Annotated in this window: 26 protein-coding genes and 1 tRNA gene; 11 read left to right on the top strand and 16 right to left on the bottom strand. The window is 61.4% G+C overall.

The annotated features are described in order from the left end of the window. Positions 1-105: 105 nt before the first annotated feature. The 11 genes from rplP to FYK55_RS21470 all read right to left on the bottom strand — a co-directional run bounded on the left by rplP (position 106) and on the right by FYK55_RS21470 (position 6,390). Entirely contained in the window at positions 106-513 is a 408-nt protein-coding gene (gene rplP, locus FYK55_RS21520) for a 50S ribosomal protein L16 (protein WP_261344960.1), read from the bottom strand. Continuing rightward, on the bottom strand, positions 461-1,171 hold the full coding sequence (rpsC, locus tag FYK55_RS21515) for a 30S ribosomal protein S3 (RefSeq protein WP_150078683.1): 711 nt from the start codon (positions 1,169-1,171) through the stop codon (positions 461-463). The genes rplP and rpsC overlap by 53 nt, the downstream gene beginning before the upstream one ends. Before the next feature lie 37 nt (positions 1,172-1,208). Beyond that, complete coding sequence (gene rplV, locus FYK55_RS21510; RefSeq protein ID WP_150078682.1) at positions 1,209-1,568, bottom strand: 50S ribosomal protein L22; 360 nt, start codon at positions 1,566-1,568, stop codon at positions 1,209-1,211. 9 nt (positions 1,569-1,577) lie between these two features. After that, on the bottom strand, positions 1,578-1,847 hold the full coding sequence (gene rpsS, locus FYK55_RS21505; protein ID WP_150078681.1) for a 30S ribosomal protein S19: 270 nt from the start codon (positions 1,845-1,847) through the stop codon (positions 1,578-1,580). Between the two features lie 55 nt (positions 1,848-1,902). Continuing rightward, positions 1,903-2,763: a 50S ribosomal protein L2 gene (gene rplB / locus FYK55_RS21500; RefSeq protein ID WP_150078680.1), complete on the bottom strand. Its 861-nt coding sequence runs from the start codon at positions 2,761-2,763 to the stop codon at positions 1,903-1,905. A 101-nt stretch (positions 2,764-2,864) separates the two neighbouring features. Beyond that, positions 2,865-3,188 carry a 50S ribosomal protein L23 gene (gene rplW / locus FYK55_RS21495; protein ID WP_150078679.1) on the bottom strand — a complete coding sequence of 108 codons (324 nt, stop codon included), beginning with the start codon at positions 3,186-3,188 and terminating at the stop codon, positions 2,865-2,867. Positions 3,189-3,232: 44 nt separating this feature from the next. After that, on the bottom strand, positions 3,233-3,877 hold the full coding sequence (gene rplD, locus FYK55_RS21490; protein ID WP_150078678.1) for a 50S ribosomal protein L4: 645 nt from the start codon (positions 3,875-3,877) through the stop codon (positions 3,233-3,235). Positions 3,878-3,882: 5 nt separating this feature from the next. Further along, positions 3,883-4,536: a 50S ribosomal protein L3 gene (gene rplC, locus FYK55_RS21485; RefSeq protein ID WP_235908876.1), complete on the bottom strand. Its 654-nt coding sequence runs from the start codon at positions 4,534-4,536 to the stop codon at positions 3,883-3,885. Positions 4,537-4,797: 261 nt separating this feature from the next. Beyond that, positions 4,798-5,124 carry a 30S ribosomal protein S10 gene (gene rpsJ, locus FYK55_RS21480; RefSeq protein ID WP_147871869.1) on the bottom strand — a complete coding sequence of 109 codons (327 nt, stop codon included), beginning with the start codon at positions 5,122-5,124 and terminating at the stop codon, positions 4,798-4,800. Positions 5,125-5,773: 649 nt separating this feature from the next. Continuing rightward, positions 5,774-6,067 (bottom strand): hypothetical protein, encoded by a 294-nt coding sequence (locus FYK55_RS29805; RefSeq protein WP_235908875.1) that lies wholly within the window; start codon positions 6,065-6,067, stop codon positions 5,774-5,776. 250 nt (positions 6,068-6,317) lie between these two features. Then, positions 6,318-6,390, bottom strand: a tRNA-Gly gene (locus FYK55_RS21470). 575 nt (positions 6,391-6,965) lie between these two features. On the opposite strand from FYK55_RS21470, the gene tig reads away from it, so the two are divergent. The 4 genes from tig (at position 6,966) to FYK55_RS21450 (ending at position 11,594) form a co-directional block, all read left to right on the top strand. Next, the gene (gene tig / locus FYK55_RS21465; RefSeq protein WP_150078675.1) at positions 6,966-8,453 is read left to right on the top strand and encodes a trigger factor; all 1,488 of its coding nucleotides are present in this window, start codon (positions 6,966-6,968) and stop codon (positions 8,451-8,453) included. Between the two features lie 66 nt (positions 8,454-8,519). Then, positions 8,520-10,289: a SpoIIE family protein phosphatase gene (locus FYK55_RS21460; protein WP_150078674.1), complete on the top strand. Its 1,770-nt coding sequence runs from the start codon at positions 8,520-8,522 to the stop codon at positions 10,287-10,289. Further along, positions 10,286-10,573, top strand: a complete 288-nt coding sequence (locus tag FYK55_RS21455; RefSeq protein ID WP_150078673.1) for an acylphosphatase — start codon at positions 10,286-10,288, stop codon at positions 10,571-10,573. The genes FYK55_RS21460 and FYK55_RS21455 overlap by 4 nt, the downstream gene beginning before the upstream one ends. 118 nt (positions 10,574-10,691) lie before the next feature. Beyond that, on the top strand, positions 10,692-11,594 hold the full coding sequence (locus tag FYK55_RS21450; RefSeq protein ID WP_150078672.1) for a thiamine-phosphate kinase: 903 nt from the start codon (positions 10,692-10,694) through the stop codon (positions 11,592-11,594). 88 nt (positions 11,595-11,682) lie between these two features. Here the strand turns inward: FYK55_RS21450 and FYK55_RS21445 are convergent, their stop codons facing one another. Next, complete coding sequence (locus FYK55_RS21445; RefSeq protein WP_150078671.1) at positions 11,683-12,636, bottom strand: AEC family transporter; 954 nt, start codon at positions 12,634-12,636, stop codon at positions 11,683-11,685. Positions 12,637-12,921: 285 nt separating this feature from the next. Between FYK55_RS21445 and trhA the strand changes: the two genes are divergently transcribed. After that, positions 12,922-13,704 (top strand): PAQR family membrane homeostasis protein TrhA, encoded by a 783-nt coding sequence (trhA, locus tag FYK55_RS21440; protein WP_235908874.1) that lies wholly within the window; start codon positions 12,922-12,924, stop codon positions 13,702-13,704. 87 nt (positions 13,705-13,791) lie between these two features. Here trhA and FYK55_RS21435 read toward each other — a convergent pair whose 3' ends face one another. Further along, positions 13,792-14,454 carry an RNA polymerase sigma factor gene (locus tag FYK55_RS21435; RefSeq protein ID WP_150078670.1) on the bottom strand — a complete coding sequence of 221 codons (663 nt, stop codon included), beginning with the start codon at positions 14,452-14,454 and terminating at the stop codon, positions 13,792-13,794. A 10-nt stretch (positions 14,455-14,464) separates the two neighbouring features. Continuing rightward, positions 14,465-16,255, bottom strand: coding sequence for a patatin-like phospholipase family protein (locus FYK55_RS21430; protein ID WP_150078669.1), 1,791 nt, complete (start codon positions 16,253-16,255; stop codon positions 14,465-14,467). A gap of 81 nt (positions 16,256-16,336) precedes the next feature. On the opposite strand from FYK55_RS21430, the gene FYK55_RS21425 reads away from it, so the two are divergent. The 4 genes from FYK55_RS21425 (at position 16,337) to FYK55_RS21410 (ending at position 21,860) form a co-directional block, all read left to right on the top strand. Then, on the top strand, positions 16,337-18,403 hold the full coding sequence (locus FYK55_RS21425; RefSeq protein ID WP_150078668.1) for a prenyltransferase/squalene oxidase repeat-containing protein: 2,067 nt from the start codon (positions 16,337-16,339) through the stop codon (positions 18,401-18,403). A gap of 279 nt (positions 18,404-18,682) precedes the next feature. After that, entirely contained in the window at positions 18,683-20,443 is a 1,761-nt protein-coding gene (locus FYK55_RS21420) for a polyprenyl synthetase family protein (RefSeq protein WP_150078769.1), read from the top strand. Positions 20,444-20,498: 55 nt separating this feature from the next. Further along, the gene (locus FYK55_RS21415) at positions 20,499-21,065 is read left to right on the top strand and encodes a hypothetical protein (RefSeq protein WP_150078667.1); all 567 of its coding nucleotides are present in this window, start codon (positions 20,499-20,501) and stop codon (positions 21,063-21,065) included. 24 nt (positions 21,066-21,089) lie between these two features. Further along, entirely contained in the window at positions 21,090-21,860 is a 771-nt protein-coding gene (locus tag FYK55_RS21410; protein WP_150078666.1) for a tetratricopeptide repeat protein, read from the top strand. 495 nt (positions 21,861-22,355) lie between these two features. Here the strand turns inward: FYK55_RS21410 and FYK55_RS21405 are convergent, their stop codons facing one another. Together FYK55_RS21405 and FYK55_RS29215 are read right to left on the bottom strand one after the other, a co-directional pair. Next, positions 22,356-23,045 (bottom strand): class I SAM-dependent methyltransferase, encoded by a 690-nt coding sequence (locus FYK55_RS21405; protein ID WP_150078665.1) that lies wholly within the window; start codon positions 23,043-23,045, stop codon positions 22,356-22,358. A 445-nt stretch (positions 23,046-23,490) separates the two neighbouring features. Next, entirely contained in the window at positions 23,491-23,793 is a 303-nt protein-coding gene (locus tag FYK55_RS29215) for a hypothetical protein (protein WP_161604669.1), read from the bottom strand. 138 nt (positions 23,794-23,931) lie between these two features. Between FYK55_RS29215 and FYK55_RS21400 the strand changes: the two genes are divergently transcribed. Both FYK55_RS21400 and FYK55_RS21395 read left to right on the top strand, forming a co-directional pair. Beyond that, a complete protein-coding gene (locus FYK55_RS21400; protein WP_161604668.1) occupies positions 23,932-25,086 on the top strand; it encodes a glycosyltransferase in 1,155 nt (384 codons plus the stop codon). A 132-nt stretch (positions 25,087-25,218) separates the two neighbouring features. Next, positions 25,219-26,505 carry a TIGR03000 domain-containing protein gene (locus FYK55_RS21395; RefSeq protein WP_150078663.1) on the top strand — a complete coding sequence of 429 codons (1,287 nt, stop codon included), beginning with the start codon at positions 25,219-25,221 and terminating at the stop codon, positions 26,503-26,505. Positions 26,506-26,669 lie beyond the last annotated feature (164 nt).

Here is a 26,669-nt window from a genome sequence, read left to right as displayed (position 1 = left end):
GGCCTGTCTCTGAAAACAAAAACGGTTGGAGGGGAAACGCCGGCCGCCGTTGTCGAACGCCCACCGCGATGGCAGGGCGATCAGGGCACCGGCGGCATCGCCGATTCAGAACGTCCGTCGTTCGACAAAACGGACTTTCACCGGCAACTTGCTGGCAAGTCGTGCGAAACAGACTTTGGCTTGTTGTTCGGTCACACCGCCGAGTTCGTACAGGACGGTCCCCGGCTTGACGACCGCGGCCCAGAAGTCTGGTTCACCCTTACCTTTCCCCATCCGCGTTTCCAGCGGGGTGCTGGTGACGGACTTGTCGGGGAAAATTCGGATGTACAGCTTTCCTTCACCGCGGACGTACTGCTGAGCCGCAATCCGTCCGGCCTCGATGGTCGTCGCCTTGATCCAACCGGGTTCCATCGACTGGATCCCGTATTCGCCAAAGACGACCGTGTTACCACGAGTCGCACTACCTTTTATGCGCCCTCTTTGGCTTTTTCGATGCTTGACCCGTTTGGGCATCAACGCCATCGGTGTCGTCTCCGTAAGTACCTTGGTTAATCCAGACCTGAATACCGATGTGCCCCTGTGGCGTCATCGCTTCGGTCGTTCCGTAATCGATCTTTGCCTGCAGGGTGCTCAACGGAATCGAGCCCAGGCTTTGTTTTTCGCGGCGTGCCATTTCGGCTCCGCCCAATCGGCCGGCCAACTGGATCTTGATCCCCTTGGCGCCGGCGTCCATGGTTTGCTCCAGCGACCGCTTCATCGTCCGACGAAAGCTCGATCGCTTCTGCAACTGCTGGGCGATGTCTTCGGCGACCAGCTGTGCCTGCAGTTCGGGACGCCCGACCTCTTCCACCTTCAGGTTGATTCGGCGGCCGATCAGGTTCTGCAGTTCCGCCTGCAGGATCTCGATCTCCTGTCCCTTCTTGCCGATGATCAAACCGGGCCGGGCGACGTACAGCATCACGCGAACTTCGTCGCGAGTCCGCTCGATTTCGATCCGGTCGATCCCGGCGTTCTTGTACTGGGTCTTCTTGGGATGGTTGGTGATGAAGTTTCGCAACTTGCGATCTTCCACCAATAGATCCGCAAAATCCTGTTTCGACGCGTACCAGCGGCTCGACCACCCTCGGGTGACTCCGGTGCGAAACGCGATCGGGTTGACTTTTTGTCCCATCGTTTACGACTCGTTGGGTTGCTGTTTCCGAGGGGCCTTAAATTTCGTCGATCGGCGTCACTTTGACGCTGATGTGGCTGCTGCGTTTCTTGATGATGTGAGCACTTCCGCGGGCACGCGGACGCATGCGGCGAAACATCGCCCCACCATCGACCCGCACATCGGTCAACACCAGATCTTCGATCCGGTGCGGGGCACCCTCGGTCTGATCCGGATCCAGAGCGTTGGCAACGGCACTGCGGATTACTTTCTCAAGCATCCGGGCGCCACGCTGGGGCTGGAACTTCAACGTGTCCAACGCCTCATCGGCGTACTGGCCACGCACCAGGTCGGCAACCAGACGCACCTTGCGGGCGCTGATCCGTGCATTTCGGTGACTTGCGGTGAATGTTGGCATGGTTTCGACCTACTTCTTGCTCCTGCCGCCGTGGCCCTTGAATGTCCGGGTCGGAGCGAACTCGCCCAGCTTGTGACCGACCATGTCCTCAGTGACCTGAACCTGAACGTGCTTGCGTCCGTCATGCACCATGAAAGTCATGTTGATGAATTCCGGAACGATCGTGCACGAACGCGCCCAAGTCTTGATCGGGGTCCGTTTTCCTTCGTCGGCCTGCTTCTGCACTTTGAAGAACAGCTTCGGGTCGACAAAGGGGCCTTTCTTGCTACTGCGGCTCATCGTTTCTCAGCTACCTACGGGGGTGGCTTCCGGTCTCCCGAAAGCGTCTTGTTTCCTAGCGATGCATCTTCAGTTGGCCGTACCGCTTGCTCTTGCGGCGGCGGACGATCGCCGTGTTGCTGGGCTTGCGTTTCTGACGGGTTGCTCCGCCCTTGGCGCTCTTGCCCTGCGGGCTGACCGGGTGACGACCACCCTTGGTCCGACCTTCACCACCACCGTGCGGGTGATCGATCGGGTTCATCGCGGTTCCGCGGACATGCGGACGACGGCCCAACCAACGGGCCCGCCCGGCCTTGCCCAACACCACGTTCATGTGTTCGCTGTTTCCGACCCGCCCGATGACCGCCCGGCAACGACTGGGAACCCGACGCACTTCCCCGCTGGGCAGTTGCAACTGAGCCCAATCGGCCTCGCGTGCCATCAGGACCGCACCGGTGCCGGCCGAACGGCACAACACCGCTCCGCCACCGATCCGCATCTCAATGCAGCAGACCGTCGTACTCAGCGGGATGTTCTTCAGCGGCAGGCAGTTGCCCAACGTCGGCGGGGCATCGGCTCCGTTGACGACCGTGTCGCCGGCCTTCAACCCGGCCGGTGCAACCACGTACGTCTTGTCGCCGTCGCTGTATTTCAGCAGTGCAATTCTCGCGGATCGGTTCGGATCGTACTGCACCGAGTCAACCGTCGCCGGCATGTCGTCTTTGACGCGCCGGAAGTCGATCACGCGGTACATCTGCTTGTGACCGCCGCCACGATGCCGCGCGGTGATCTTGCCTTGGTTGTTCCGTCCACCGGTCTTACGCTTCGGCTTCAGCAACGACTTTTCGACCTGGTAACCCGGCGTCAGTTCAGCAAAGTCGCTGACCGTCGCATTCCGGCGACCAGGGCTGGTCGGTTTGTAGGTGCGAATTCCCATCGCTGATTTCTATCTGGCTACTTGGTAAAACGTTTTGTGTGCGAAGCCGTGTGGCTTACCCTTCGGCGACGAAGGCTCCCCGGAGGCGGGAAGCCGGCCGCTTAGAAGAAGTCAATCTTGTGATCCGGGTGCAGGTGGACGATGGCCCGCCGCCAGTCGGAGGTGCGCCCCAACCCGTTCCGCGTCCGGCGAAACTTCCCCTTGCGGTTCTGCGTGCAAACCTTGTCGACCTTGACGTCGAACAACTTCTCGACCGCGGCCTTGATTTCCGGCTTGGTCGCAAACTGGTGCACTTCAAACGCATACTCGTTGTGGCGAGTCGCACGGTGCACGCCTTTCTCGGTCACGAGCGGACGCAACAACACCTGGTGCGGCTCGAGCTTGATTTTGGTTTCCGGCTTGGCCGGGGGCTGAATTCTTGCCATCGCACAAATTCTTTTGATGTCTTGGTGAGGGATGCCGCGAGACGCTAGACGGCCGAACTGTCAGCAAACGTCCCGTCCTTGATCCGATCCAAAGCCGCCTTGGTGACCAGCATCCGCTTGGGCTTGAGCACCGTGAGCGCGTTGAGCTGCCGCACCGGCTGCACGTCGACACCAGGGATGTTCCGGCCACTCTTGTAAAGCGCCGCATCGGACTCTGCGGTCGCAACCAGTGTCGTCGTGGCCCCCAGGCCCAACGCCTTCAGCACCGCCGCCATCCGCGAAGTCTTGGGCGCGTCAAACGACAACGAATCGATCACGATCATTTCGCCGTCGTCGATCTTGCTGCGGATCGCCATCCGCGTCGCACGCTGCAGAGCCTTTTTCGGCAGCCGATAGCTGTAGTCACGCGGCTTGATCGTCCGAGCCACGCCACCGCCACGGCGAACGTTGGTTCGCTTGGAACCAGCACGAGCATGGCCGGTCCCTTTCTGACGGTACATTTTCTTGTTGGTACCGCTGACCTGGCCGCGGGTCCGGGCACTGTGAGACCCCTGACGACCGTTCGCCTGGTACATCACCACGGCGTCGTGCAGCAACTGCTTGCTGACGCGGTCGGCAACCGCCTCGGAATCGATCTCGTATTTGCCGACTTCATCGCCGGACTCGTTAAATACTGGAAGTGTTGCCATTGGACTTAGCCCACCTTGTTCGTTTGACGAATGGACAGCATCCCGCCATTGGGGCCGGGAACCGCTCCGCGGATCAGCAACAGATTGTCATCGGCCAGGACGCGAACCAACTCCAGGTTCCGCATGGTGATCTTCGCATTGCCGTACTGACCGGCCATCCGCCGGCCCTTGAACAACCGACTGGGCGAAGCACTGCAACCGGTACCGCCGGCGTGCCGGTGCACCTTCTTGACGCCGTGCGAGGCCCGCTGGCCCGAGAAATTGTGCCGCTTCATGACACCCGAGAAACCACGCCCCTTGCTGGTCCCGGTCACATCGACACGCTTGACCTCGCCGAAACTCTCGACGGTTACCGTGCCACCGACCTGCAAGTCGGTTTCCCCGCGGAACTCGCGGATAAAACGCTGAGGCTCACACCCCGCCTTCTCAACCAGCTCAACGCCGGCCGCAGCACGCGACTTGCTACGCTTGCTCTCAAGCTTCGCAACATGCCCACGCTCGGCACGCGAAGCGAGACGTCGCGGCTTATCTTCAAAACCCAACTGCACGGCGGCGTAACCGTCGCGATCGACCGAGCGAATCTGGAGCACAGGGCAAGGACCGGCCTGGACCACCGTCACGGGAACGACCGTGCCGTCCTCCAGGTAGATCTGGGTCATGCCAATCTTGCGACCGAGTATTGATGGTGACATAGCTCTAGCGCCGCGGCTTTCGCCACGGAATTCATCGCTCGTACGTGGGTTTTGAACTCACCGACCCGAACCGTGAATCGACGACGCGACTCAGGTTATCGAGACCGGTATCCGTCCATACGGAATTACCGAACCTAAAACTTGGGGGGACAGCCGCTCGCACCGGACAACTCAATCCGACTTGCCACACGCCGCCAATCAAGACGACACGGGCGGGCGAGCCAATTACTATCTAGCCGAAGCCTTGATCTTGATATCCACCCCTGCGGGCAGACTCAACTTGTTCAACGCCTCAATCGTCTTCGCCGTCGCTTGAACAATGTCGATCAGCCGCTTGTGCGTCCGAATCTCGTACTGCTGACGAGCTTTCTTGTTCACGAACGGGCTGGACAGAACAGTGTACCGCTCCACACGCGTCGGCAACGGGATCGGCCCGTGAACCTCGCTGTGAGTTCGCTTGACGGTATCCACAATCTCTTGGGCGCTCTGATCCAGCACGGAGTGATCGTACGCTTCCATACGAATCCGAATGACCTCGTTAGCTCCGGCAGACACAGTCGCGTTCCAAGTAAGATGTGAGGGTGGTTGAAACAGCGGGATGCGGATGAACCGCCCCCGTTTCCCGCGAGACAGGATTCCCGTGGGAGGGCGAGAATTTAGGCGTGCGGCACCGGAGCGTCAACGGCTCTTCGCCGATTCCTCAAAAAAGTTTCGCCGAATCGAAACTGCCGTTCAGCCGGCCCGCAGATCGGCACTTCCCCCAGCCCCCAAGTCTCCCAAGTTCCGCCGCCGGCACCACATGACCGCACGGCGAGTCCACCTGCTGGGGCTCAGTAAATCGGGGCTCGACATCCGCCCCCCGACACATTCATCCGCCTGGTTGAAAAGCGCCTCCCTCAATCCAAAAGCACCGTGATTTGCCGAGCAACGAGCGGCAAGACGCTGGCCGCCGGTGGAGGCAAGAAAACCCGCGGCCAGCGCCACGCGGCTCACGCAAAGCGGTGCTGTCCGGTTCTTGCCTGCCTGATCGTTCGCAAAATCCGTACCTGCCGTCGCAATCGCAGTGGAAAGCCAAGCCCTGGCGAGCGTAGCCACCCGTTTTCAGACAAAGCCGGGCTGGACAGCGTGCCATCGGGGTCGTCGCGTCGGCCAGAGCATGGAATTGGCAGCATCGCCATGGCAAGAGACTCGAAGAGGCCGCGGACTACAAATCGGCCTTTTCGTTGCCGTGCTCGTCGTAGCGATTGAAGGCGAAGTAGGCAAACGGGACCGGCAGACACAGGATCAGCAGATAAAAGAACCAACCGATCGTCAGCCCCAACACGACCGTCAGCGCCACGAACAGCACCCAGACCCACCACGTGTCACGCCACAAACCGCCCAGCTGATTCACCGCAAAACCCTCCCAATCAGGAACACCTGTTGCGCCCAGCCGGCGCGCTTCGTCACCCTGGCGACCGACGCTCTCACGACGCAGCCCCGCAAAAGGAAATGACACGCGAAGCGGAGGCCGACAGAGCAGAGACGCATCAGGCAGGCCCCGCCCGAGCACGAGCAATCCCCGCATAGTGCCACGCTACAGAGAGCCGCGCCGCACACATCGGGACACTCCGGCACACCGCCGCACGAATCTCGTGAGTCTCGTGAGCCCACCCCGCGCCGCATCGGCGAACGGGCGAATGCGAACAAGATACGGGCTGGAAACACAAAAGGCACGCCCGACGATCCCGGACGTGCCTTCTGCGAAGAGCGGCTGATGGGATTCGAACCCACGACAATCACGTTGGCAACGTGATGCTCTGCCAACTGAGCTACAGCCGCATACTGAGAGAGTCTCGCCGAAGCGAGGCAGCGAATTATCAACAGAAGTCTGATTTCGGCAAGCCCTGACGCAAACTTGAGCGGGATTGTTTTTCAAAACAACGCGGAGCGGCACATGAGCCTTCGCCCGGCACCAGCCAGGCCATACCGCCGGACGTTGCTACCAGCCGTGCTACCAGCCGTGCTACCAGCCATGCCGTCGAGCGTGTCGAGCGATTCGACCGCCCCGGCGGTGCCGCGATTCCGGGTGCAGGCGGTTCCGCGATTCCGGGTGCAGGGACCAGGCCGGCCCGCGCTGGCGGGCAAACTTCGCGGGCAAACTTCGCGGGCAAAATCCCCGGTGTGGCTTGCCGATTTTAGCCGGTGCGGGATAAATTGTGGGCTTCCCCGCAGCGGACTCCGCCGCGGTGCACCGTTTGCTCTCTCGCGAGGCCAGCGCACTGACCAGGCCTCCGTGGTGTCACCGACCGCCTTCTTGAACCAAAGAAACGCCGTCGGCAGACGCGTCGACGCGGCGCCCAATTTCAACGTCCATTTCCAATTCACCTCTGTCCCCGCTTAAGGTACGTCACAGGATGTCCACGTCCATCGATTCGCCCAACGCCGCCGAAGAAACGACCCCGATTCAGGTCGAAGTCGAAGTCAAGTCGCCGCAACCCTGTGTCCGTGATGTCGTCGTCACCGTGCCGGAATCCGAGGTCAAACGGTACCTGAAAAAGGAATATGACGAACTGGTTCCGGAAGCTCAGGTTCCCGGATTCCGCAGCGGCCGTGCGCCCCGCCAGCTTGTGGAAAAGCAGTTCAAGGAACGCGTCACCGAAGCGGTCAAGGGCAAGCTGCTGATGGACGCTCTGTCCCAAGTCACCGAGTCGCAGGACTTTTCCGCGATCAGCGAACCCGACTTCGATTACAACTCGATCCCCGATCCGGGCGAAGGCCCGTTCACCTTCCAGTTCTCGATCGAAGTCCGGCCCGAATTCAAAACGCCCGAATGGAAGGGATTGGAACTGACGAAGAGCGTCGAAAAGATTGACGACGAAGCCGTCAGCAACGCGCTCGACCGCGTCCTCAAGGAACGCGCCACGTTCGAAGCCACCGACGAACCCGCCGAGATGGGTGACCGCCTGTTGGTGACGATCAAGTTCCGCGAAGGCGACAAAGTATTGTCGACGATGGAAGAAAAGCGAGTGAACTTGGCCGAGCAACTTTCGCTGGCCGACGGAATCTGTGAACAGTTCGGCAAAGACGTGGCCGGCAAGAAAGAAGGCGATGTCGTCACGACCCCCGTGACGCTGGCCGGGCAGGACGACGCCGAAGGCGACTCGCGCGAAATCGTCGCGGAAGTTCAATTGGTCGAGGTGATGAAGCAGGAGAAGGTCGAACTGACCGACGAGATCCTGGAAGACCTGGGCGATTTCGAATCCGAAGACGAACTGCGTGAGTTCATCAAGGATTCGCTAACGCGTCAGTCCGAATACCGAGCCCAACAGGAAGTCCGCAAAACGGTCACCGACTTGCTGGCCGATTCGGTCGAGTTCGAGTTGCCCGAAGACCTGGTGCGACGGCAAACCAACCGCGAATTGCAGCGTCGCATCCTGGAGATGCGTCGCAACGGATTCGACGACACCACGATCCGCGGCATCGTCAACGCCCTGCAGCAAAACGCCCGCGTGTCGACCGAGTCGGCGCTGCGTGAACACTTCGTCTTGGAACAGATCGCCGAAGAAGAATCGCTGGATGCCGAACCGAGCGAATTCGATGCGGAAATCGCCTTGATCGCGCAACAATCGGGCCAGAGTCTGCGTCGGACCCGAGCCCGGTTGGAGAAAACCGGCCAAATGGACGCGCTTCGCAATCAGATCGTTGAGCGCAAGGTGATCGAACGGATCGTCGAGAACGCCAAGGTCACGGAAAAGGAAGTCACGCAGGACGCCGGCGAAGAAGCCGAAAAGTCTTTCCCGGTCGGGCACAGCGTGCTGGGGACCAAGGACGCCTCGGCCATCCCCGACGCCAAGTACGAAGACAACTCTGTGCCGACACCGGGCGAGAAAGAATCCGAGTAGCCGGTCGCACCCGCCCTCCGGGGCACGCAACCAAGAAGTCCGCAGTTGAAACAGCCGAGCGTTCCCATGGCGTTTTTGTCTACCCGACCGAGTGAAAGTTCGAACGACGAATTGGGAGACACCGGCTCGATCAGCAGCGCCCCCAAACGTTATGAACTGACCGACGGGGAAACGTCCATCGGACGCCATCCCGACTGCCAGATCCATATCGATGCCGGGGCGGTCAGCCGCTATCACGCCAAGGTGGTTCGGCAACGGGACCATTTCTCGGTTTTCGATCTGGGCAGCCGCAACGGGACGTTCCTCAACGGCCAACGTCTCAACAGCGGCCAGATCCTGCGGGAAGGCGACCGGATTCGCATCAGCGACATCGAACTGGTTTTTCACGGCGATTCCGTTCCGGAATTCGCCGCCGAGTCAAAGATGACGTTCAGCGGCACCAATTTTGGTGTCGTGATGGTCGACGACGACTCCTCCAGCCTGGTCGCGCCCCAGGTCGAATTCGAAAAGTCCGGAAACGGGCTGAAGCTGCGTGCGACACCGGAAGCGAAGCTGGAAGCATTGCTGAAGATCAACCGCAACCTCAGCAAGACCCTGGCGCTCGACGAAGTGCTGCCGAAGATTCTGGACAGCCTGTTCGACATCTTCCCCTCGGCCGACCGGGGGTTCGTCGTGATGGAATCGGCCAACGGCGATTTGCAGACCAAGTGGGTCAAAACGCGACAGTCGCGTGATGAAACCGAAACCGTTCGCATCAGCCGGACCATCATCCGCCGCGTGATGTCGACCGGTGAAGCGATTCTGTCGTTCGACGCGATGGAAGACAGCCGGTTTGACAGCAGCGAATCGATCGCCGACTTTTCCATCAAGAGCATGATTTGCGCGCCGCTGTCCGACGGGGAAGGCCATCGCTTCGGGGCCATCCAGATCGACTCCACGCGGGGACGCGGGCAGTTTGTCGAGGAAGACATTGATCTGCTGGCCGGCGTCGCCACGCAAGCCGGCATCCTGATCAACAACGCGTTGATGCACCAACGGGCCTTGCAGCAGCGTGAAGTCGAGCAGGACTTGAAGTTGGCCACCGATGTCCAAAAGGCGTTTCTGCCCCAGGCGCCTTTCCACGCCCCCGGCTATCAGGTCGAAAGCTTTTACAAAGCTGCCAATCACATCGGGGGCGACTATTTCGACTACATCCAACTGGCGGACGGGCGGATTGGGCTGGTCGTCGCCGATGTCGTCGGGCACGGCGTGGCCGCAGCCATGTTCATGGCCAAGTTGTCCGCTGAAACGCGATTCTGCCTGGCCGGCGAACCGGACGTTGCCCGCGCCGTGGCGCGGCTCAATGACCGGATGAGCCGTTTGGCGGTGGAACGTTTCGTCACGTTCCTGCTGGTCGTGATCGACCCAAGCAGCGATGAAATCACCATCGTCAACGCCGGCCACATGGCTCCGATCGTTCGGATCGCCAAGACGGGCGAGATCACCGAACCGGGGGCGGAAGAATCCGGATTGCCGATCGCGATTGACACGGGGATGGAATACGAAGCGGTGACCTTGCCGCTGCATCCCGGCGACGTGATGTTGATGTACACCGACGGGATCAACGAAGCGATGGACCCCTCGGACAACGAATTCGGCATCGAGCGGATCCGCAAACTGGCCGCGGAAGGGGGCGGCAGCGTGCAAATCAAGGATCGCATCGTGGACGCCGTCCTCAAGCATGTCGGAGCCGCACCGCCGTTTGACGACATGTGCCTGGTCGTTGCCCAGCGCACCGATCGCGACGCCGAAGAACCGCCCGCGACCGAGCCCCGCCCCCAGTCGATGGACTCATGACTGCCGCTTCCGCGAATCCCCAACGGCTGATCGCACGATTTTGCGGACGGGTCCAAGGTGTCGGTTTCCGCGCCACCGTGATGCATCATGCCCGTGATCTGGACGTGCATGGTTTCGTCCGCAACGAACCCGACGGCTCGGTGCTCTTGGACGTCGACGGTGCTCGTGGCCAGTTGAAAACGCTACTGTCCCGGATTCAGGATCAGCCGGCAGGAGAACTGGACTCTTGTGACGTGACCTGGACCGATTCGCTTTCCAGGACGCGCGGACTGGGGATCGGCTGATTCTCGCGCATTCTCTGCGGTAGGTCATCCGTCCGTCATCCGGCACGGCTCGCCCCTTTTTGCCGCTCACGTTGTCTCCCATCCACGCACAATCGAACGACGGTCGATTTCCGCTCCCATGGAACAGTCCTTTCTCGCCTACCTCCGCGGCCGCACCCGCCATCTTCCTCAAGTCGATGTGGGCATCGGCGACGACGCCGCGGTGATCCAAACCGACGGCAATTCGATCATCGCCTGCACCGACCAGATCATTGAAGGCGTGGATTTCGATTTGAACGAGTGTGAATTGGCCGACGTGGGCTACAAGGCGATGGCGATCAACCTGAGCGATATCGCGGCGATGGGTGCCGCCCCGCAAAGCGCGCTCGTCACGCTGGCGCTGCCCCGCGAGAACGCCACCAGGATTGCCGGTGAAGTGTACGAAGGGATCCTGGAAGCCGCTGAACCGTTCGGCGTCGCGATCGCCGGCGGTGATCTGTCCACCTACGAAGGCCCCTTGTCGATCAGCATCACGATCCTTGGCAAAGTGGATTCGGGCAAGCCGTGGCTGCGAAGCGGAGCCCGCGAAGGCGACGTCGTGCTGGCCAGCGGCAGTTTCGGCGGCAGCATTCGCGGACGCCATTTGCGTCCCACGCCGCGGGTGGAACTGGCCACGCAGGTGCGTCGGTTGGCCGACGTGCACGCGGCGATCGACGTCAGTGACGGGCTGTCGCTGGACTTGGATCGAATGTGCGCCAAAAGCGGCGTCGGGATCGAATTGGACACCGATGCAATTCCGATCCATCCGGACGCGATCGCCTTGGCCGACGAGACCGGTCGCACCGCGTTTCAGCACGCCTGGAGCGATGGAGAAGATTTCGAACTGCTGTTGGCGGTTTCCCCCGACGACGCCGATCGATTGCGAACCGAGACGCTCGCCGCCCCGCTGACCGCCATCGGCAAGATCGTTGGACGCACCGGACTGTGGCAGAAACAGGATGGCAAATACGTGCGTCTCTCGCCGCAAGGCTACATGCACTGATCCCGACCGCCCTGACCCCGTCCGCACTGACCCCGACCGCCAGCGAATCGGCTGATTGGCACGACGGTGCGTGGCTTGATGCGAGTGCTTATCCCAACCAGGCGGCACCGATTGCCAGCCAGATGGGGATCAATACCAACGCCGCGATCGAAGTCCACAAGACCACGCGAAGCGCCGTTTCGGTATCGCGGTGGTACAGCTTGGTCAGGACGATCGGGAACACCGCCGCCGGCATGGCGGCCTGCAACATCACGACCGTGCGAAGGTCGTTTTGGGTGACCAGCATCGCCCCGGCGGCGAGCATCAGCAACGGCAGCAAGCCTTGCCGGATCAGGATCGCCGCCAACGCGACTCGGGGAGCGCCCAGCCAGGAGCGGTCACGCAAAAAGTCAACGATGATCGCGCCGCTTAGCAATAAGCCCAGCGGAATGGCACAGCCGCCGAGCGCTCCGATGGCGGATAACACCGGGTCCGGGATGTAGCGGACCAGTGACAATTGGCTGAGCGTGATGGAGATGATGACGGCCCACAGAGGCGGGCTAGTCAACGGCTTCTTCCATCCACTGCCCGCGGTCCCGCCGATGATCGCGATGCCAATACTCCATAACGCGACATCGACACCGACGTTGTGCAAAATCAGCTCGATGACCGCCGAAGGATAGAACTCTTCAGCCAAAGGCAGGGGAATGTAGCCGTAGTTGCAAATGCCCGCACACAGAGCGAACGCACGCTGCGAGGCATCCGTGGTCAGCCCCAGCCAGGGTCCGCACGTGCGGGCAAACAACAGGGCGACGCCAAACCCGACCGCCGTCGCAACGAACCCGAACACCGGCGGTTGCCAAGCCGTTGCGATCGATTCGATCTCCTCGCTCCGGGAAAACTGGTGGATGAAGTAAGCCGGCAACATGACGTTGGCTGTCAGATTCGCCAGCGTGCGATCCGCCTCGGCGGTCAACCATCCCAAGTGACGGCATGCCGCCCCGATCCCCATCACCAGGAAGACGCCCAGGACCGAAGCGATAATTGGCCACAAATCTTGCATGGCGGCAAGAATAAACGTCGGCTTTCGGTTCGATAAGGTGCTAGGGTGCAGAGGAAGGTTTTCAAACCGGTGCCGACGTTCAGGGGCAGTTTGCTTTGCCCAAGGCAATCCGCCGCGGCGATCCGGCTGAACGACGTCTGAGCGCGGCGACAGCGTTCATTTCTGTGATGGGGCCAGGACTCCCCATAAAAAGCGGTTTAAGGGGTCTCGACAAAATCGGTGGGTTGCCCGAAAACCCGGGATCGATTTTGATGATCGCCCGTCTTCAAGGAGTTACCGATCAAAATGTCGACAGCAACGTCCGCCACTGAGATGCGGTCCAACGACACATCCGACGATGAGTCGCAGATCCACCAATCACAGCTTCCCGTGGCCTGTTGCAGCGACTCGCCGGACGACGGATCGTCGTTGACGAAGAATCGTCCGCACGCCGATGTCCATGCCGGTGCTCCGGTCCGCCCTGACGAAGAATGGGCCAACGCGGCCACCCACTCGATCGCATGTGCCGGGACCGTGCTGCTGGGCGCGACCCTGTTGTCCGCCGCATCAGCGGAAGGTCTGGGGCTGACGATCGCCTGCGGCTTGTACCTGGTTTCCGTCTTCGGGACGTTTGCCTTCTCGACGCTGTCGCACTCGATTCTGCGTCAACCGATGCTGAACACGTTGCGCGCGTGGGACCAGGCGATGATCTACGCGATGATCTCTGGCACCTACACCCCGATCATTTACCGGTTCGCACCCGACGCGGTTCGAATGCCGCTGCTGATCGCCATTTGGGTCGCGGCTCTGACGGGCATCGCGGGCAAGCTGCTGATGCGTCACCGCGTCAACAACATCACGACGGTCGGTTATCTGCTGCTGGGATGGCTGCCGGCGATCCCGATGTACGGCCACGTTCCCTCGGCAATCGCCTGGGGGACCTTGCTGGGCGGCGTGCTGTACAGCCTGGGCGTGCTGGTCCTGATGAACGACGGCAAAGCCAAATACCTGCACGCCCTTTGGCACTTGATGGTGATGAGCGCAGCTTTGTGCCACTTTCTGGTAATTCGCTGGTACGTGGTCGGGTAGCCACGGCGTCGCGTGGGTCAGAGTGCTGTTTGACTCCAGCCGCGGAAGCGGCGGCAGCCCCCTGCCGTCGCCGCGAGCCGACGATTATCAGGAGGATTCGGAGAGTTCGGGAAACACGTCTTCGTCCAACTCCGAACGTTTGATGATGGACTTCAAACGGATTTGAAAGTCGCTCTTATAGTTCGCGACCTGCTGTTCAGTCAGCGTGAGCGCTTCGGCCACCTGTTTGTTCCCCCAGCCACGAACGATCATCAATTCGATCGCCTTCAACTTGCTCCAGTTCCCGGATTCTTTCCAGCGGAGAATCTGCTCTTCCATCGCTTCGCGCACCGCAGCTTCTTCGATCTGTTTGCGTTCCACACTCCGGGCGATGGAGCTTGCCACGCGTTGGGATCCGGGCAGATCGATCGCACCGCCGGAGCTACCGCGGGCATGCATTTGCAGCGACGGTCGGCGTCCCTCGCGGCGCAGGTGATCGGTCAACTTGTACGCGCAAATTGAAAACAGATAACTCTCCAACGGACGTGTCCCGTCGTAGTTGGGCAGGCTGACCAGGAATCCGACGAACGCCTCCTGGACGATATCTTCGGCGGCGGCGGCATCCCGAATGCGATTCCGCGTGTAGGCCAGCAAGCGGCCTTCGTAGCGGTTGATCAAGGATTGCCAGGCCTGGGAATCACCACTGCGAATCTCACGGACGAGAGCCTCGTCGCCTGACGATTCCGAGCGGTCGTTGGGTGATGGGGTCACGAATCAGAGCTCATGCGATGTCGGTGGTCGGTTTCAAATTGGCGATCACGCGTTTGACGTCTTCCACCGCCTGCTCGCCAGCAAGCCGGCCGGCCTCGATCAGCGGATCGACCGCGTGAAAATCTTCGATCCGGAAGTCGGACGTCTGGGGGATAATGATCAGGTCGCTATCCTCGCGATGCAGGGCGCTGGAATGTCGCCGGCTGATGTCCATCGTCCGTAAAAGCGTCGACAAATAACTGGGCCGACGCAACTTTCCGTACCGATCTTTGGCGTAATTGGTGGAAATCGTCGATCCGACATCGATCGAGATCACGTGATCGCAGCCTTCACGCCGGAGCACCGACGCCGGCACATTCATCAGCACGCCGCCGTCGACCAACAACTGCCCGTCGTGGACGATGGGTCGCCCAAAGACCGGATGGTTGATGCTTTGCAGGACCGACTGCACCAGGTCGCCGGAGCGTCGGATTTGCTGCTCGCCGCTGATCAGATCCAATGTGGTGATGGCCAGCGGCAGATCCGCTTGCTCGAACGACATGGCCCCCAGGTAGCGGCGCAGCTTGCTTTCGAACCGGCCGCCACGAAAGCTGTGCAACAGGAACATTCGTCGCATTGCCGGCCGAGACCGCATCATCGGTGGAGGGATCATCTCGCGCCGAAAGAATTCTCCCACCTGCGCCGGCTGGAACCCCGCACCGTAGGCCGCCGCCACGATTGCCCCGGCGCTCGTTCCGGCGATCGAATCGAATACCACATCGTTGCGCCCCAGGACTTCCAACACGCCGATGTGGGCGATCCCACGTGCTCCGCCACCGCCCAACGCCAGGCCAATCCGTTTCCCGACCAGTGATCGGTGCAATCGCGTCACGCAGGCGTGATCGAACCGGGCCTGGACGTCGCTGCCTTCGTACCGGCAACGGACGGTCAGGTGTTCATCCATCTGCATCGCGGGGCGGGGCGAGGTCTCTCCGTGGAACATCAACGCCACCAGCGGACGTCGGTGCGAGGCGATCGAGTCCAATTGCTGGGCGGCGTGTGGAGAAAGCCCCAACACGGCTTCCGCCGCGAAGATGACTCGGTTGGACTCCTTGATCGCCGCCGCCGAAGCCGCTGGCCCGCTGGCGATTGCCACGGTCAAAGCACGCTGTGACCTTTCGGCGACGGTGTAGGCTAGATCCGCGGCGGAAACACTGAGCGCGTCGCGATCGAATTCGCGGGGCGGAATCATCAGGTCCGAATCGGCCACCAGAATCGGCTGGACCAATTCTCGCTCCAGGCGCAATTCGGCGACCAACTGTTCGGCCAGTGGCCAGCCGCAGGGGTGATCGACGATGATCGCCAGCGAATGGACGCCGCGCTTACGCTCGGGTGCCAACGCCGCCGAGACGTTCATGTTCGACAGCCGCTTGGTCAGGGAACGGCTGAGGTTTTGCAGCAGCTGCGGGTAGGCGTGAACCAACCGCCGATAGTCCTCCCCCGAAAGCACCAACGTTTCGACGTAGGTCACCGCGGTGACCGTCGCCGTCCGCGGCCCCCCCGAAATCACGGACGCTTCACCGAAGTGTTCTCCCGGCCCCATCACACTTAACGTTCGCTCAGCAACCGCCGGCCCTTCGCCGGACCACACGCGGACCTTGCCGGCCGCCAGCAGGAACAATTCATCACCGGGATCGCCGGCCTGGATAATCGTCGATCCGGCTTCGTAGCTGCGGGGAACGAACGCGGAGAGGATTTCTTGCAGCCCTTCATCGCTCAGCCCCATCAACAGTGAGCGCGTGACTGATTCGTCTCGATCCATCCCTACTTTCCTGGCGAGTTTGCATCCGGCACAAAGCTACGGTTCAGTTTAGCAGGATTGCGATTCGGATATACTTTCCGCATGACGACACGCACCCAGATTGACTCCCGCCAGCAGGTTCGACAGCGAGCACGCCAGACCTTGGATCAGGTGCGGCAGGAATTGCTGCAAGCGCGTCACGACTCGGGCCACTGGACCGGCCAATTGGCATCTTCAGCGCTCAGCACCGCCACCGCGGTCAGCGCCTTCGCCGCGGTCGTGTTGAATCGCGCCCCCGGTGTTGGGCCGAACGACGATGCCGAATTGCGCGCGATGGTCGGCCGGGGCATCGCCCACCTGCGTACCCAGCAAAACGGCGACGGCGGTTTTGGCGACACCGACCGCAGCCACTCCAACGTCGCCACCAGTTATCTGGTCCTGGCCGCTTCGACGCTGGCCGGAAAAATCGGCCAGGCCACGCTTGACGATGCGCAAATCGATCAGCTGAACGCCTACCTGGACCGTGCCGGTCGCTTGGACGGGCTCAAACGGCGGTACGGCAAAGACAAGACGTTCGTGGTTCCGATCATGAACAATTTGGCCATCGCCGGCTTGATCTCCTGGGACGACGTGGCGGCGCTGCCGTTTGAAGCAGCGGTCTTTCCGCAGTCGATGTATCGCTTTCTGCGGATGCCGGTGGTCAGCTACGCGATCCCCGCCTTGGTGGCGATCGGCCAGGCCCGACATTTTCTCGGACGACGGGCGTTGTTGCCGCTGCGGCTGATCCGAACCTTGTCCGTGGATCGCACGCTCCGCGTGTTGCGGAACATGCAACCGGAAAGTGGCGGCTACCTGGAGGCGACTCCTTTGACGGCGTTCGTGGTCATGAGCCTGGCGGCGACGGGCCGCTGCGATCTGGAAGTCGTGCAACAGGCCTTGAGGTTTTTGCGGACGTCCATGCTGCCCGATGGCAGTTGGCCGATCGACACGAATCTGGCGACCTGGGTGACCTCGTTGGCCATCGGTGCGTTGACCAGCGATCCCGAAGACGACGGGGCGTGGTACAGCGACGCGTTGGCACGTTGGCATCTGGATTGTCAGCACCGGCAGCGGCATCCCTTCACCGGCGCCGAACCGGGCGGGTGGGGATGGACCGACTTGTCGGGCGCCGTCCCCGACAGCGACGACACGCCGGCGGCCCTGCTGGCGATCGATCGGATGAAACGGTTCGCCGGCCCCTCAACTCGGAATGCGATGTCCGACGCGACGCGGGCGGGCGTGCGATGGTTGTTGCGATTGCAGAACCGCAACGGCGGCTGGCCCACCTTTTGCCGCGGTTGGGGCAAGCTTCCGTTTGACCGCAGCAGCACCGACTTGACGGCGCATGCGCTGCGGGCGATCGAGGTCGCTACCCGGGGCGGGGCAGAGACCGCTCTAGGCCGCGCCGGCGGACGGGCGTCCCGCAAAGGCATTCACTTTTTGGTGCACCAGCAACACGCCGACGGCAGTTTTCTCCCGTTGTGGTTTGGCAACCAGGATCATCCGGAAGAATCCAACCCGATTTACGGAACCGCCAAAGTGCTGATTTCCGGCAAACTTCCCCCGCGTGACCAGCGGGCGGCGAAAGAATTTTTGCTCGGCTGCCAAAACCCGGACGGCGGCTGGGGGGGCGGACCATCCGTCGGCGAAAAAATCCGGCAGCTGACAGAAACCGACCAGGCGATTGCCGACCTGCAGCCTCGCATCCCCTCCGGACTGGTCAGCAGTGTGGAAGAATCGGCGTTGGCGGTCGAAGCGCTGGCGACGGTCGTTTTGCTGGAGCGTGGCGCAGGAGAACGCGACGCGGTAAATTGCGGTCCGGATCGAAACACGCCGGAGCGATCCCTGGGTGACGATTCACGCTCGGCCTCGGCCCCGTCCGATCCGACCGGTCGCGTTGCAGGGACGACTGCTGGGAACGCCGCCGTCGACGCCGCTATACTGCGGGGGGTCGATTTTCTCTCGCTCAGCGTCGCTGACCGCCGCCATCATGTCGCTTGGCCGATCGGCTTTTACTTTGCAAAGCTCTGGTACCACGAACAACTTTATCCCCTGATTTTCACCGCTGCCGCCCTCGGAAAATTTCTTCGTGCGACCGACCCCGTGTACGATGCCGATTGGCCAAAATGACCGGTTCGATGGCTCCCGCCCAAATTCGGTCTCTTGATCGCAACGGCCACCATCGACTCGAATGCACATCGTGATTCACCCGCCCCGCCCCCAGCGTCCCGCCCAGAGGTAATCGGTTTGTCGACCGGATTCAGCCGCACCGCTTCCAGCAACGCCAATCCCGAATCGTCCCCGGCATCGGCCACCGCGTCGAAACCCTCCGATGGTGATTCGTCGGCGCCTTCACGCAGCAAACGCCGCAAGACCAGCCATTTGAAGGAAGTCCCTGAAACGCTGGAGATGCGTGAGAGCTTGAAGGCACGCTGCGAGGAGGTCGCCGATCGGCTCGATCGCAGCGTTCCGATGACCAAGGACGAATTGGAACAGGTGGCCCGACGCACCCTGGAAGAAGCGGATCTTCCGGAGTCCTACGTGGGTTGGATGATGGTCATGATCAGTTCGGCCTTCTGGCGTCATGCACTTCGCGGCGTGCCGCCACACCGCCGATTGTTCTTGTTGCCCCACTGCCTGAAACACGCCGAAGGCTGTCCAGCGGATTACGACGAATTCGGCATGAACTGCAAAGAGTGCGGGGCCTGCAGCATTGCCGATTTTCGCGGCCTGGCTGAGGAAATGGGATACCGCGTGCTGGTCGCCGAAGGGTCCCCGGTGGTCATGAAGATCATCGTTGGCGGCTACGTCGATGCGGTCGTCGGCGTTGCCTGTCTGAACGTGCTGGAAAAAGCCATCGACAAGGTACTGCTGGCCGGCATCCCCTGCATGGCCGTGCCGCTTTTGAGCAGCGATTGCCGTAACACCAAAGTCGACGAACCCTGGGTCGACGAAATGATCCGCACCCCGTACGAACCGGCGCGCCAACAAACTCGCAGCTACGTGCACCTGATGCGGGCCGCAAGCGACCTGTTCGCACCCGAATCGATTCAAGCAGTCATTCCCCGATCACGCGGCAAGGCGGACTTTGGAACCGGCGAGCTAAGCGCCCAATCGGTTGCAGCCATGGACGCGATCGAGGCCACCGAGCACATCGCCTACGATTTCTTGACCCGCGGCGGTAAACATTCGCGACCGTTCATCACCATGGCGGCCTACGATGCGATGACCGGTGGAGATTGCACCGGTGGCGACGCCGATCAGGCGATCGATCGCATGCCCGACGCGGTGCGCCGCGCTGCGATGAGCATTGAAACGTTCCACAAGGCCAGCTTGGTCCACGATGACATCGAAGACGACGACGCGTACCGCTACGGTCAACCGTCGTTGCACAAAACGTTCGGCGTTCCCACCGCGATCAACGTCGGCGACTACCTGGTGGGACTGGGGTATCGCTTGTTAAGCGACCGCAGTGCGATGAACTCGGTCCCGGCCGAGGCTCAGATTGAAGTGCTGGATTGCCTGGCCGCAGCCCACACGCGGCTCGGCGAAGGTCAGGGAGCCGAATTGTTGTGGCGAGACGGGAAGAATCGCGAATTGACGCCACTGGACGCGCTCAAAATCTACGCGTTGAAAACGTCGCCGGCTTTTGAAGCGGCACTATTCAGCGGTGTCCGACTGGGTTGCGGCGACGACCAGGCCGAACAAGCGGCGAGCTACCGTGATGCGATTCGGACGTTCAGCCGCAACCTGGGAGTCGCCTTCCAGATCCTGAACGATCTGGGTGATTTTGCCGGGGACGACCACAACAAACTCATCGCCGGCGGCGACGTGTTCGGAGGGCGGCCGACCTTGCTGTGGGCTCTGGCGTTGGAATCACTTGAGGGAGCAGATCGCGAGGAATTGTTGAGTCTGGCCGGCAGTGATTGCGGGATGTCGGATTTCGACCGGCTGGCCGCGGTTCGCCGCCTGTACGATCGGGCCGGTGTGTTTGACACCGCGTTCCGACTGGTCGACAAGCACCAACAACGGGCCGAGCAGGTGGCCGACGACTTGGAGCCGGAACCTCTCCGCCGTCTGCTTTACTTCCTCGTGGACACCGTGCTGGAACGGCCCGAAATCGCCTCGCCCAGCGTCGTCTCTCTGGGCATCGTCGCTCCGGCCGTCTGACTTTCGCATCCCAGCTTTCCAACCCTTTTTCAACGATCGCGTCGCGAGTGACTTGATGGCTACCGGGCTTTCCAAAGACGATTCCAAAGTCAAGATCGAAGATTTGCTGGGGGAGTTCTATGACGCGGACTCGGATTTCCAGTCGTGGGGCTCCTGCGTGTCCGTTCGGACCCTGGACCCGCCCTACGACGCGTTGCTGAATCATCACGAACACATGACCGTCACCGTGGAATCGCACCATGGTGAAAAGGTCGATGTCGTCGTCCACCGCCATCATCGCCGGCGCGACGACGCGGGTGATTGGTACGCGAGAGAGATCACGCTGAAGACGCAACAGACCGGTCGCGTCGTGCAGTATGGAATCGTGCGACTGAACGTCGATTCCTTGGACAAGGAAGTCTGGCAGGAAATTGAATCGCAGCGAACCCCGCTGGGACGCGTGCTGATCGAACACAACGTCCTCCGGGAGGTTCAACTTTGCGAGCTGTGGGCCATCCGGGCCGGCGCCTCACTGGCAGAGCTGCTCGGTTGTGACGTCGGCGAAACCGTTTTCGGCCGGACCGCGCTGATTTACTGCAACGGGGTCCCGGCCATCGAATTGCTGGAAGTCGTGGCGAAGTAACTCCACCTGATTCGCACCGGACCGATGAAATCAATCCCCCGCCTGATGTGCGTGCTGCTGGCGATCGCCTGGTTGGGCGCGCAGGACATCGCCGCCCAATCTGCCGACAGCGACGCCACGACAGACGCGTCGCCGCCGGCGCCCATCGAGTTGCTGAAGTCGGCAACGGCGGAACTCCGCCGCGGGCATCGGACCGAGGCGTTGCAATTGGCCCGCCAGCTTGCCGATCAACCGGTCCCTCGAAACCTGCGGTCCGCCACCGCCGATCTGCTGCTTCGTGCTGGCGATCCGGACCGGGCGGTCAAGCTCTTCGACCAATTCCTTGACGATAGCCCCAACGACAAACCCTACCTCTGGCAGCGCGGCATCTCGCTGTACTTTGCGGGAAAGTACGCCGAAGGCGCCGAGCAGTTCGAAGTCCACCGAAAGGTGAACCCCAACGACGTCGAAAATGCCGCCTGGCACTATCTCTGCGTCGCTAAAAAGGAGTCCCCGGAAAAAGCTCAACAACTGCTCTTGCCGGCGCCGGGGGACCTTCGTGAACCAATGGACGAGGTGCTGGAAATGCTGCGCACCGGCGATCCCGACGGAGTCTCCCGGCGGATGGACGCGATCGCAGCATCCGATGCGGCACACCGTTCCGCTCGGTTCTACGGGCACCTGTACCTGGGACTGTTCGCCGACGCCCAAGGCCGAAAGGCGGAGGCGCGAAAGCAGATGGAGTCGGCCGTTCGCTTTGCCGACCGAGGCTACATGGGCGATGTCGCTCGAGTGTACGCGGATCACCTGCAGTGACGCAGAGCCTGCGCGGGGCTCTGCGATGGAGTGATCGTCGCCAAACGGTGCCGCTGCTAAGTTTTCCGCGCACTGGCGAGCGTGGCTACTTCACGGCGACCCTGTTCCGATAACTGGTTCAACCGCCCTGCATGTTTGGGTCAATTCCGCAAAGGTCCAGCTAGCAATCAATGCCAGGCAATCTCTGGTTCACCCTCCCGCGAGGAGGTCGTGCAGCTTTACTACTTCACCCTCCCTCCGGGAGGGTCGCGGAGGAGCTTGCGACGACGCGGGGAGGGGCATTGCGGCCATGCTTGATTTCATCTGGTTGTCGTAGACACCCTCCCCAAAGGCTCGTGCCTCACCTTTGACCCTCCCGGAGGGAGGGTGATCTCAAAAAACACGTCATTTGCCGACTCAGAAAGCTGCACGACTTCCGAGCGGGAGGGTGAAGTGGCGAAACGCGTCGTCGCTGGTCACAAACATCCAGAATGAAAAAACCAAATAGCCGACCGATCAGACGGAAACCTGATCGGGTTTGCAGGTGGCCTGCATGATGGTGAAGAAGGAGAACGGGCTGGGCTTATAACGGGCGTCCACTCGGATCGGCAACTCATGAACGATCTCTTGCAATTCCAGATCGGTCCGCCAGCCCAGGCGTCGCGTCACGTTGCCTGCTGAATCGACCACGCGGGCGATCAACGGGTTCTCGCTGCGGAAATGATTGACGATCAAGATCCTGCCTCCGGGTCGGCAGACACGCACGATTTCGCGCATCATCTTTTCCGGGTCCGAAACCACACTGACGGTGTGAAACGAGGTCACCACGTCAAACTGGTTGTCGTCAAATTCCAGGTGCTCCGCGTTCATCGGCCGGACCGACATGTGATCCCAGCCGCGGCGCTGAATCAGCGTCTCCGCCTCCGCCAACATCGCCTCGGACAGGTCGATTCCCGTCAAGCGAATGTTCTTGGGATAAAACGGCAGCGCCAGACCGGTTCCCACGCCAACTTCCAACACCGAGGCGCCGTCCGGCATGTCCACCGAAGCGATCGCCGAGCGGATGTTCCTGCCGGCAACCGCGGGCCACAACGCCTGGTAGGCAGGTACCAGGTTGTGATACAGCTTGGCGGCATGAGGCACCCGGTCGGAACCGTGGCGGGTCTTGGGACGACGATTCTGTTTTGGCGGCGTTGCGGTAGTCATCAAAGAAGACTCGTGTGCAGAAAACGCGGGACGTCGATCGTCAGCGGCTCGAGCGTCTGGACGTCGCCGCGCGGAGATCGTTCGCGGAATGGCCCAAACCAGCGGCTATCCCTGATTGTTCCACCAGAGCCCCCGCGGACAAGATAGCTTCGCAGAATTCGGGTTACGGCTCAAACTGTGACCTGCAGCGGGGGAATCGCCCGAACTATAGAGAGCACAAAGACTTATCGCCCGAAAACGGGGCGCAAGGCGGCGGTTGGTGACGTGATTATTACACCCACCATACAATCGCGGTGGCGGAGCGAGAGGCGGAATGATCGTGCGGGAGCGATGGAGACGGACCGCACCCCGTGCAGTCGCGACACTCGCACCGACTCTCATGCTCGGCCCCGCCCCGTGGTCGCTCACCCGGCCGCGCCTTCAGCGGATCTCGGTCGCACGCCGTTCACCCCGGGCCATTGCGGTCGGACGGCTTGCCGCCCGGCCGGTCTGCCGGTGAGTCCTGCGAGGCGTCCGAGGACGGTGGGGCAGGGTTCGACTTGGGTGCCGCCGCGTCGCGGCCAACGGTCAGCGTGAACTTCACGCCATGCACGGACTCAATCGTCAGGCTGGGCAACGTACTCATCGTTCCAACTTCTGCTTCGAGCGGTTCGGGATCGGCCGCTCGTTCGTCGGCCGCCTCAATGCTATTTTCGCCCGCAATGCCAGCGACCGATTGCGCCATTCCGACATTCCGGTGTTGAAGCATGCCGGTTCGGGTCGGGTTGCACCGGTTGGGCGAAGACCGAAGGGCTTTGGATCACCACTGGGCTTTGGAGCAACACTGGGCTTTGGATCAACACTGAGCTTTGGTTCCCAACCGGTTCCGATCCCGTATGCTTGCGGCATGCGAATCGATTTTGTCATCACCGAGCTGAACATGGGCGGCGCCGAAAAGGCGTTGACCGAGATCGCTTTGACGATGCAGCGGCAAGGCCATCAAGTGCGTGTGCTTTCGATCGGATCGCCGCCCGTGGGAGACCGCGGTGTTCTGGCGGACCGGCTGGCAGACGAAGATCTTGCCGTTCACTTCGGCGGCTTCGATCATTGGATCCGCTTGCCATCAGCAATGCGTTGGCTCAAACGGCTGCTGCGTCAAGATCCGCCAGAACTGTGCCAGACGTTTCTATTCCACGCCAATTGCCTGGGCACGTTTGCTGCCGCGGAATCCAACGTCCCGTTCCGGATCGGCGGCGTCCGCGTGGCGGAGTCGATTGCGTGGCGCTGCCACATCGAGCGTCGTGCGGCGGCGAAAATGGATCGAGTGACTTGCGTCAGCGAGCGTGTGCGTCGGTTCGTGATCCATCGGTTGAACGTCGATCCGCAAAAGTGCGTGACCATTCCCAACGGAGTCGATGTGACAAGATTCGCCTCGGCCGAACCCTTCGATTGGCGACAACTTGGTTGGGACCCCGCGTCCAAAGTCGCGTTGTTCGTCGGTCGTTTCCATCCTCAGAAGGGGCTGGAACTGATTCGCAAGCAGACCCAACGACTGTTCGCGACCGCCGATCACAAATTGCTGCTGGTCGGCGATGGTCCGCTTCGATCGTCCTTACAAGACTGGGCAGATTCCGTCGGCTCGGACCAGATTCAGCTGATACCCTGGCAGCGTGAAGTGGCGCCGCTGATGAAGGCGGCGCAAATGGTCCTGTTGCCCAGCCACTACGAAGGGATGCCCAACGTGATGCTGGAAGCCATGGCTGCGGGGCGGCCCGTGGTCTGTTCCCTGGTGGAAGGAAGCGACGAGCTGCTGCCCCAGAAGGTGCCAGCACAGGATCCGGTCACGGCCAAATTGGACCGTCGGTCGTTGCAGGGCTTCCCGCCGGGCGATTCGGCCGCCATGGCCGAACGGGCTGAGCGGTTCTTCGCCGACGAAGTTTTGTGCCAAAGGGTGGGCGCGGCGAACCAGAAAGACGTCCAGGATCGGTTTTCAATCGCCTCCATGACGGACGCCTACGCCGCCCTCTACCAGCGGTTGCAAACCGCTCAACCCGACCCCTAAGAAGGCAATTTCTACCCAGTCGCTAAATTTTACCCCGTTGACTTGATCGTGCCATCTTGACCGTTATCCTAGCGAATGGTCGCCGGGGTTTCCGGCGCAAAGCGCGAAGGAAAGTCGGAGGAAAATGACAACATGACGCGATCTCGATTTTCGGTTTTTGCGGCAGTTTTCGTTGCGGCGGCAGGATTGTCCGACCTCGCAACGGCTGGCGGTTCGTCAGGGGGCTATCTATCCGGATATGCCAGCTCCGGCGGAAGTAGTGGCGGGTATGCGGCCTACAGTGTCGGCTACGGTTCATCGGGCGGTTACGGCTCGTCTGGCGGCTACGCGTCATCAGGCGGTGGCTACGCCAGTAGCGGCGGTTCGTCCGGCGGTCACGTCGGTCCGTTGCGTCGGTTGGCCGCGCGGATCCACGCCCATCATGCCGCAAAGGTCGCCCGCCGCGCCGCGCGTCGCGCCTCGGCCAGCAGCGGCGGCGTCTACTACAGCGCTTTCTACGGCGGCAGCAGCGGAGGATCTTCCGGCGGCAGCAGTGGTGGTTCCTCGGGCGGTTACGTCAGCTCCTATGGTGGCAGCAGCGGCGGCTCCTCGGGTGGAAGCAGCGGCGGCGTTTCGTACTCGGCGCCGGCCACGCGCTATTCCGTTCCGATGACCGAATACATGGTTTCCGGATCGCGTCCCTCCAACCGCTCGGTGGCCTCGTCCGCGTCCGGCCTGGCGGGATATGAATCCTCCCGTGTCCAGTCTTCCTACCAGCAGTACCAAACTCCGTCGCGTTCCGTTGCGGCTTCCGCGGCAAGTGCGTCGTCGGCTGAACGCTACACGTCGGCCAAGCCTGCCATCGACGATGATGCAGCACTGTTGACGGTCACCCTTCCCAGTGAAGAGGCCACCGTCACGGTCAATGGGCATGAAACCACCAGCGAAGGCGCTGTCCGCAAATTCATGTCGCGAGGTTTGAAGGAAGGTTACCTTTACACCTACGTGGTCGACGTGACGTACGAGCAAGACGGTCAACAGAAGACGGTCTCTCGCGAAGTCAAACTGCGACCGGGCGACAGCGAAAACCTTGTTTTCGAAGCGACGGACGAACCGGCCGAGCCCGTGGTCGCAGAAACGACCGCCAATGATTTGACATCGGCGCCGGTCCAAAAGAATCCCGTGACCGTTGTTCGCCTGCAGGTTCCGGCCGACGCCAAAGTCAACTTGGCTGGAAACCAGACCAAGGGTACCGGCGGTCTGCGGACTTTCCGCACCACGCAACTTGGGCCTGGTGAGCGTTGGCAGGACTACACCGTCCGCGTCACCGCAACCGTGAACGGGCAGCTGGTCAGCCGCGAACAAGTCATCGACGTCCTCGCCGGAAGCACCAACGAGCTGTCGTTCGATTTTGACAAGTCGACTGTCGCCAAACGCTAGTCACTGCGAAGCCTGCATCGCGATTCGTCGCGTGAATTCACCAACCGCTCTGCCGGGTTTGCCGGCAGGGCGGTTTTTTTATGGCATAATCGCAAACAGGCTTTCATCGAGCCGACTTTCATTCACCCGGCCCCGGGTTAACCTGTCGATGATTGCCCGCATGC

Source organism: Roseiconus nitratireducens (genome assembly GCF_008629675.1).
GTDB lineage: Bacteria > Planctomycetota > Planctomycetia > Pirellulales > Pirellulaceae > Stieleria > Stieleria nitratireducens.
This window is presented reverse-complemented; position numbering and strand designations above follow the sequence as displayed.

What these genes read in the sequence shown, in the direction of transcription:
- trhA (WP_235908874.1), top strand. Translation starts at nt 12,922, where the DNA reads ATGTCGACAGCAACGTCCGCCACTGAGATGCGGTCCAACGACACATCC.
- FYK55_RS21450 (WP_150078672.1), top strand. Translation starts at nt 10,692, where the DNA reads ATGGAACAGTCCTTTCTCGCCTACCTCCGCGGCCGCACCCGCCATCTT.
- FYK55_RS21400 (WP_161604668.1), top strand. Translation starts at nt 23,932, where the DNA reads ATGCGAATCGATTTTGTCATCACCGAGCTGAACATGGGCGGCGCCGAA.
- FYK55_RS21430 (WP_150078669.1), bottom strand. Translation starts at nt 16,255, where the DNA reads ATGGATCGAGACGAATCAGTCACGCGCTCACTGTTGATGGGGCTGAGC.
- FYK55_RS21445 (WP_150078671.1), bottom strand. Translation starts at nt 12,636, where the DNA reads ATGCAAGATTTGTGGCCAATTATCGCTTCGGTCCTGGGCGTCTTCCTG.
- FYK55_RS21460 (WP_150078674.1), top strand. Translation starts at nt 8,520, where the DNA reads ATGGCGTTTTTGTCTACCCGACCGAGTGAAAGTTCGAACGACGAATTG.
- rplP (WP_261344960.1), bottom strand. Translation starts at nt 513, where the DNA reads ATGCCCAAACGGGTCAAGCATCGAAAAAGCCAAAGAGGGCGCATAAAA.
- FYK55_RS21415 (WP_150078667.1), top strand. Translation starts at nt 20,499, where the DNA reads ATGGCTACCGGGCTTTCCAAAGACGATTCCAAAGTCAAGATCGAAGAT.
- FYK55_RS21405 (WP_150078665.1), bottom strand. Translation starts at nt 23,045, where the DNA reads ATGACTACCGCAACGCCGCCAAAACAGAATCGTCGTCCCAAGACCCGC.
- rpsC (WP_150078683.1), bottom strand. Translation starts at nt 1,171, where the DNA reads ATGGGACAAAAAGTCAACCCGATCGCGTTTCGCACCGGAGTCACCCGA.
- FYK55_RS21425 (WP_150078668.1), top strand. Translation starts at nt 16,337, where the DNA reads ATGACGACACGCACCCAGATTGACTCCCGCCAGCAGGTTCGACAGCGA.
- tig (WP_150078675.1), top strand. Translation starts at nt 6,966, where the DNA reads ATGTCCACGTCCATCGATTCGCCCAACGCCGCCGAAGAAACGACCCCG.
- rplC (WP_235908876.1), bottom strand. Translation starts at nt 4,536, where the DNA reads ATGACCCAGATCTACCTGGAGGACGGCACGGTCGTTCCCGTGACGGTG.
- rplB (WP_150078680.1), bottom strand. Translation starts at nt 2,763, where the DNA reads ATGGGAATTCGCACCTACAAACCGACCAGCCCTGGTCGCCGGAATGCG.
- rplV (WP_150078682.1), bottom strand. Translation starts at nt 1,568, where the DNA reads ATGCCAACATTCACCGCAAGTCACCGAAATGCACGGATCAGCGCCCGC.
- FYK55_RS21420 (WP_150078769.1), top strand. Translation starts at nt 18,683, where the DNA reads ATGCGTGAGAGCTTGAAGGCACGCTGCGAGGAGGTCGCCGATCGGCTC.
- rplD (WP_150078678.1), bottom strand. Translation starts at nt 3,877, where the DNA reads ATGGCAACACTTCCAGTATTTAACGAGTCCGGCGATGAAGTCGGCAAA.
- FYK55_RS21455 (WP_150078673.1), top strand. Translation starts at nt 10,286, where the DNA reads ATGACTGCCGCTTCCGCGAATCCCCAACGGCTGATCGCACGATTTTGC.
- rplW (WP_150078679.1), bottom strand. Translation starts at nt 3,188, where the DNA reads ATGGCAAGAATTCAGCCCCCGGCCAAGCCGGAAACCAAAATCAAGCTC.
- FYK55_RS29215 (WP_161604669.1), bottom strand. Translation starts at nt 23,793, where the DNA reads ATGCTTCAACACCGGAATGTCGGAATGGCGCAATCGGTCGCTGGCATT.
- rpsS (WP_150078681.1), bottom strand. Translation starts at nt 1,847, where the DNA reads ATGAGCCGCAGTAGCAAGAAAGGCCCCTTTGTCGACCCGAAGCTGTTC.
- FYK55_RS21395 (WP_150078663.1), top strand. Translation starts at nt 25,219, where the DNA reads ATGACGCGATCTCGATTTTCGGTTTTTGCGGCAGTTTTCGTTGCGGCG.
- FYK55_RS21410 (WP_150078666.1), top strand. Translation starts at nt 21,090, where the DNA reads ATGAAATCAATCCCCCGCCTGATGTGCGTGCTGCTGGCGATCGCCTGG.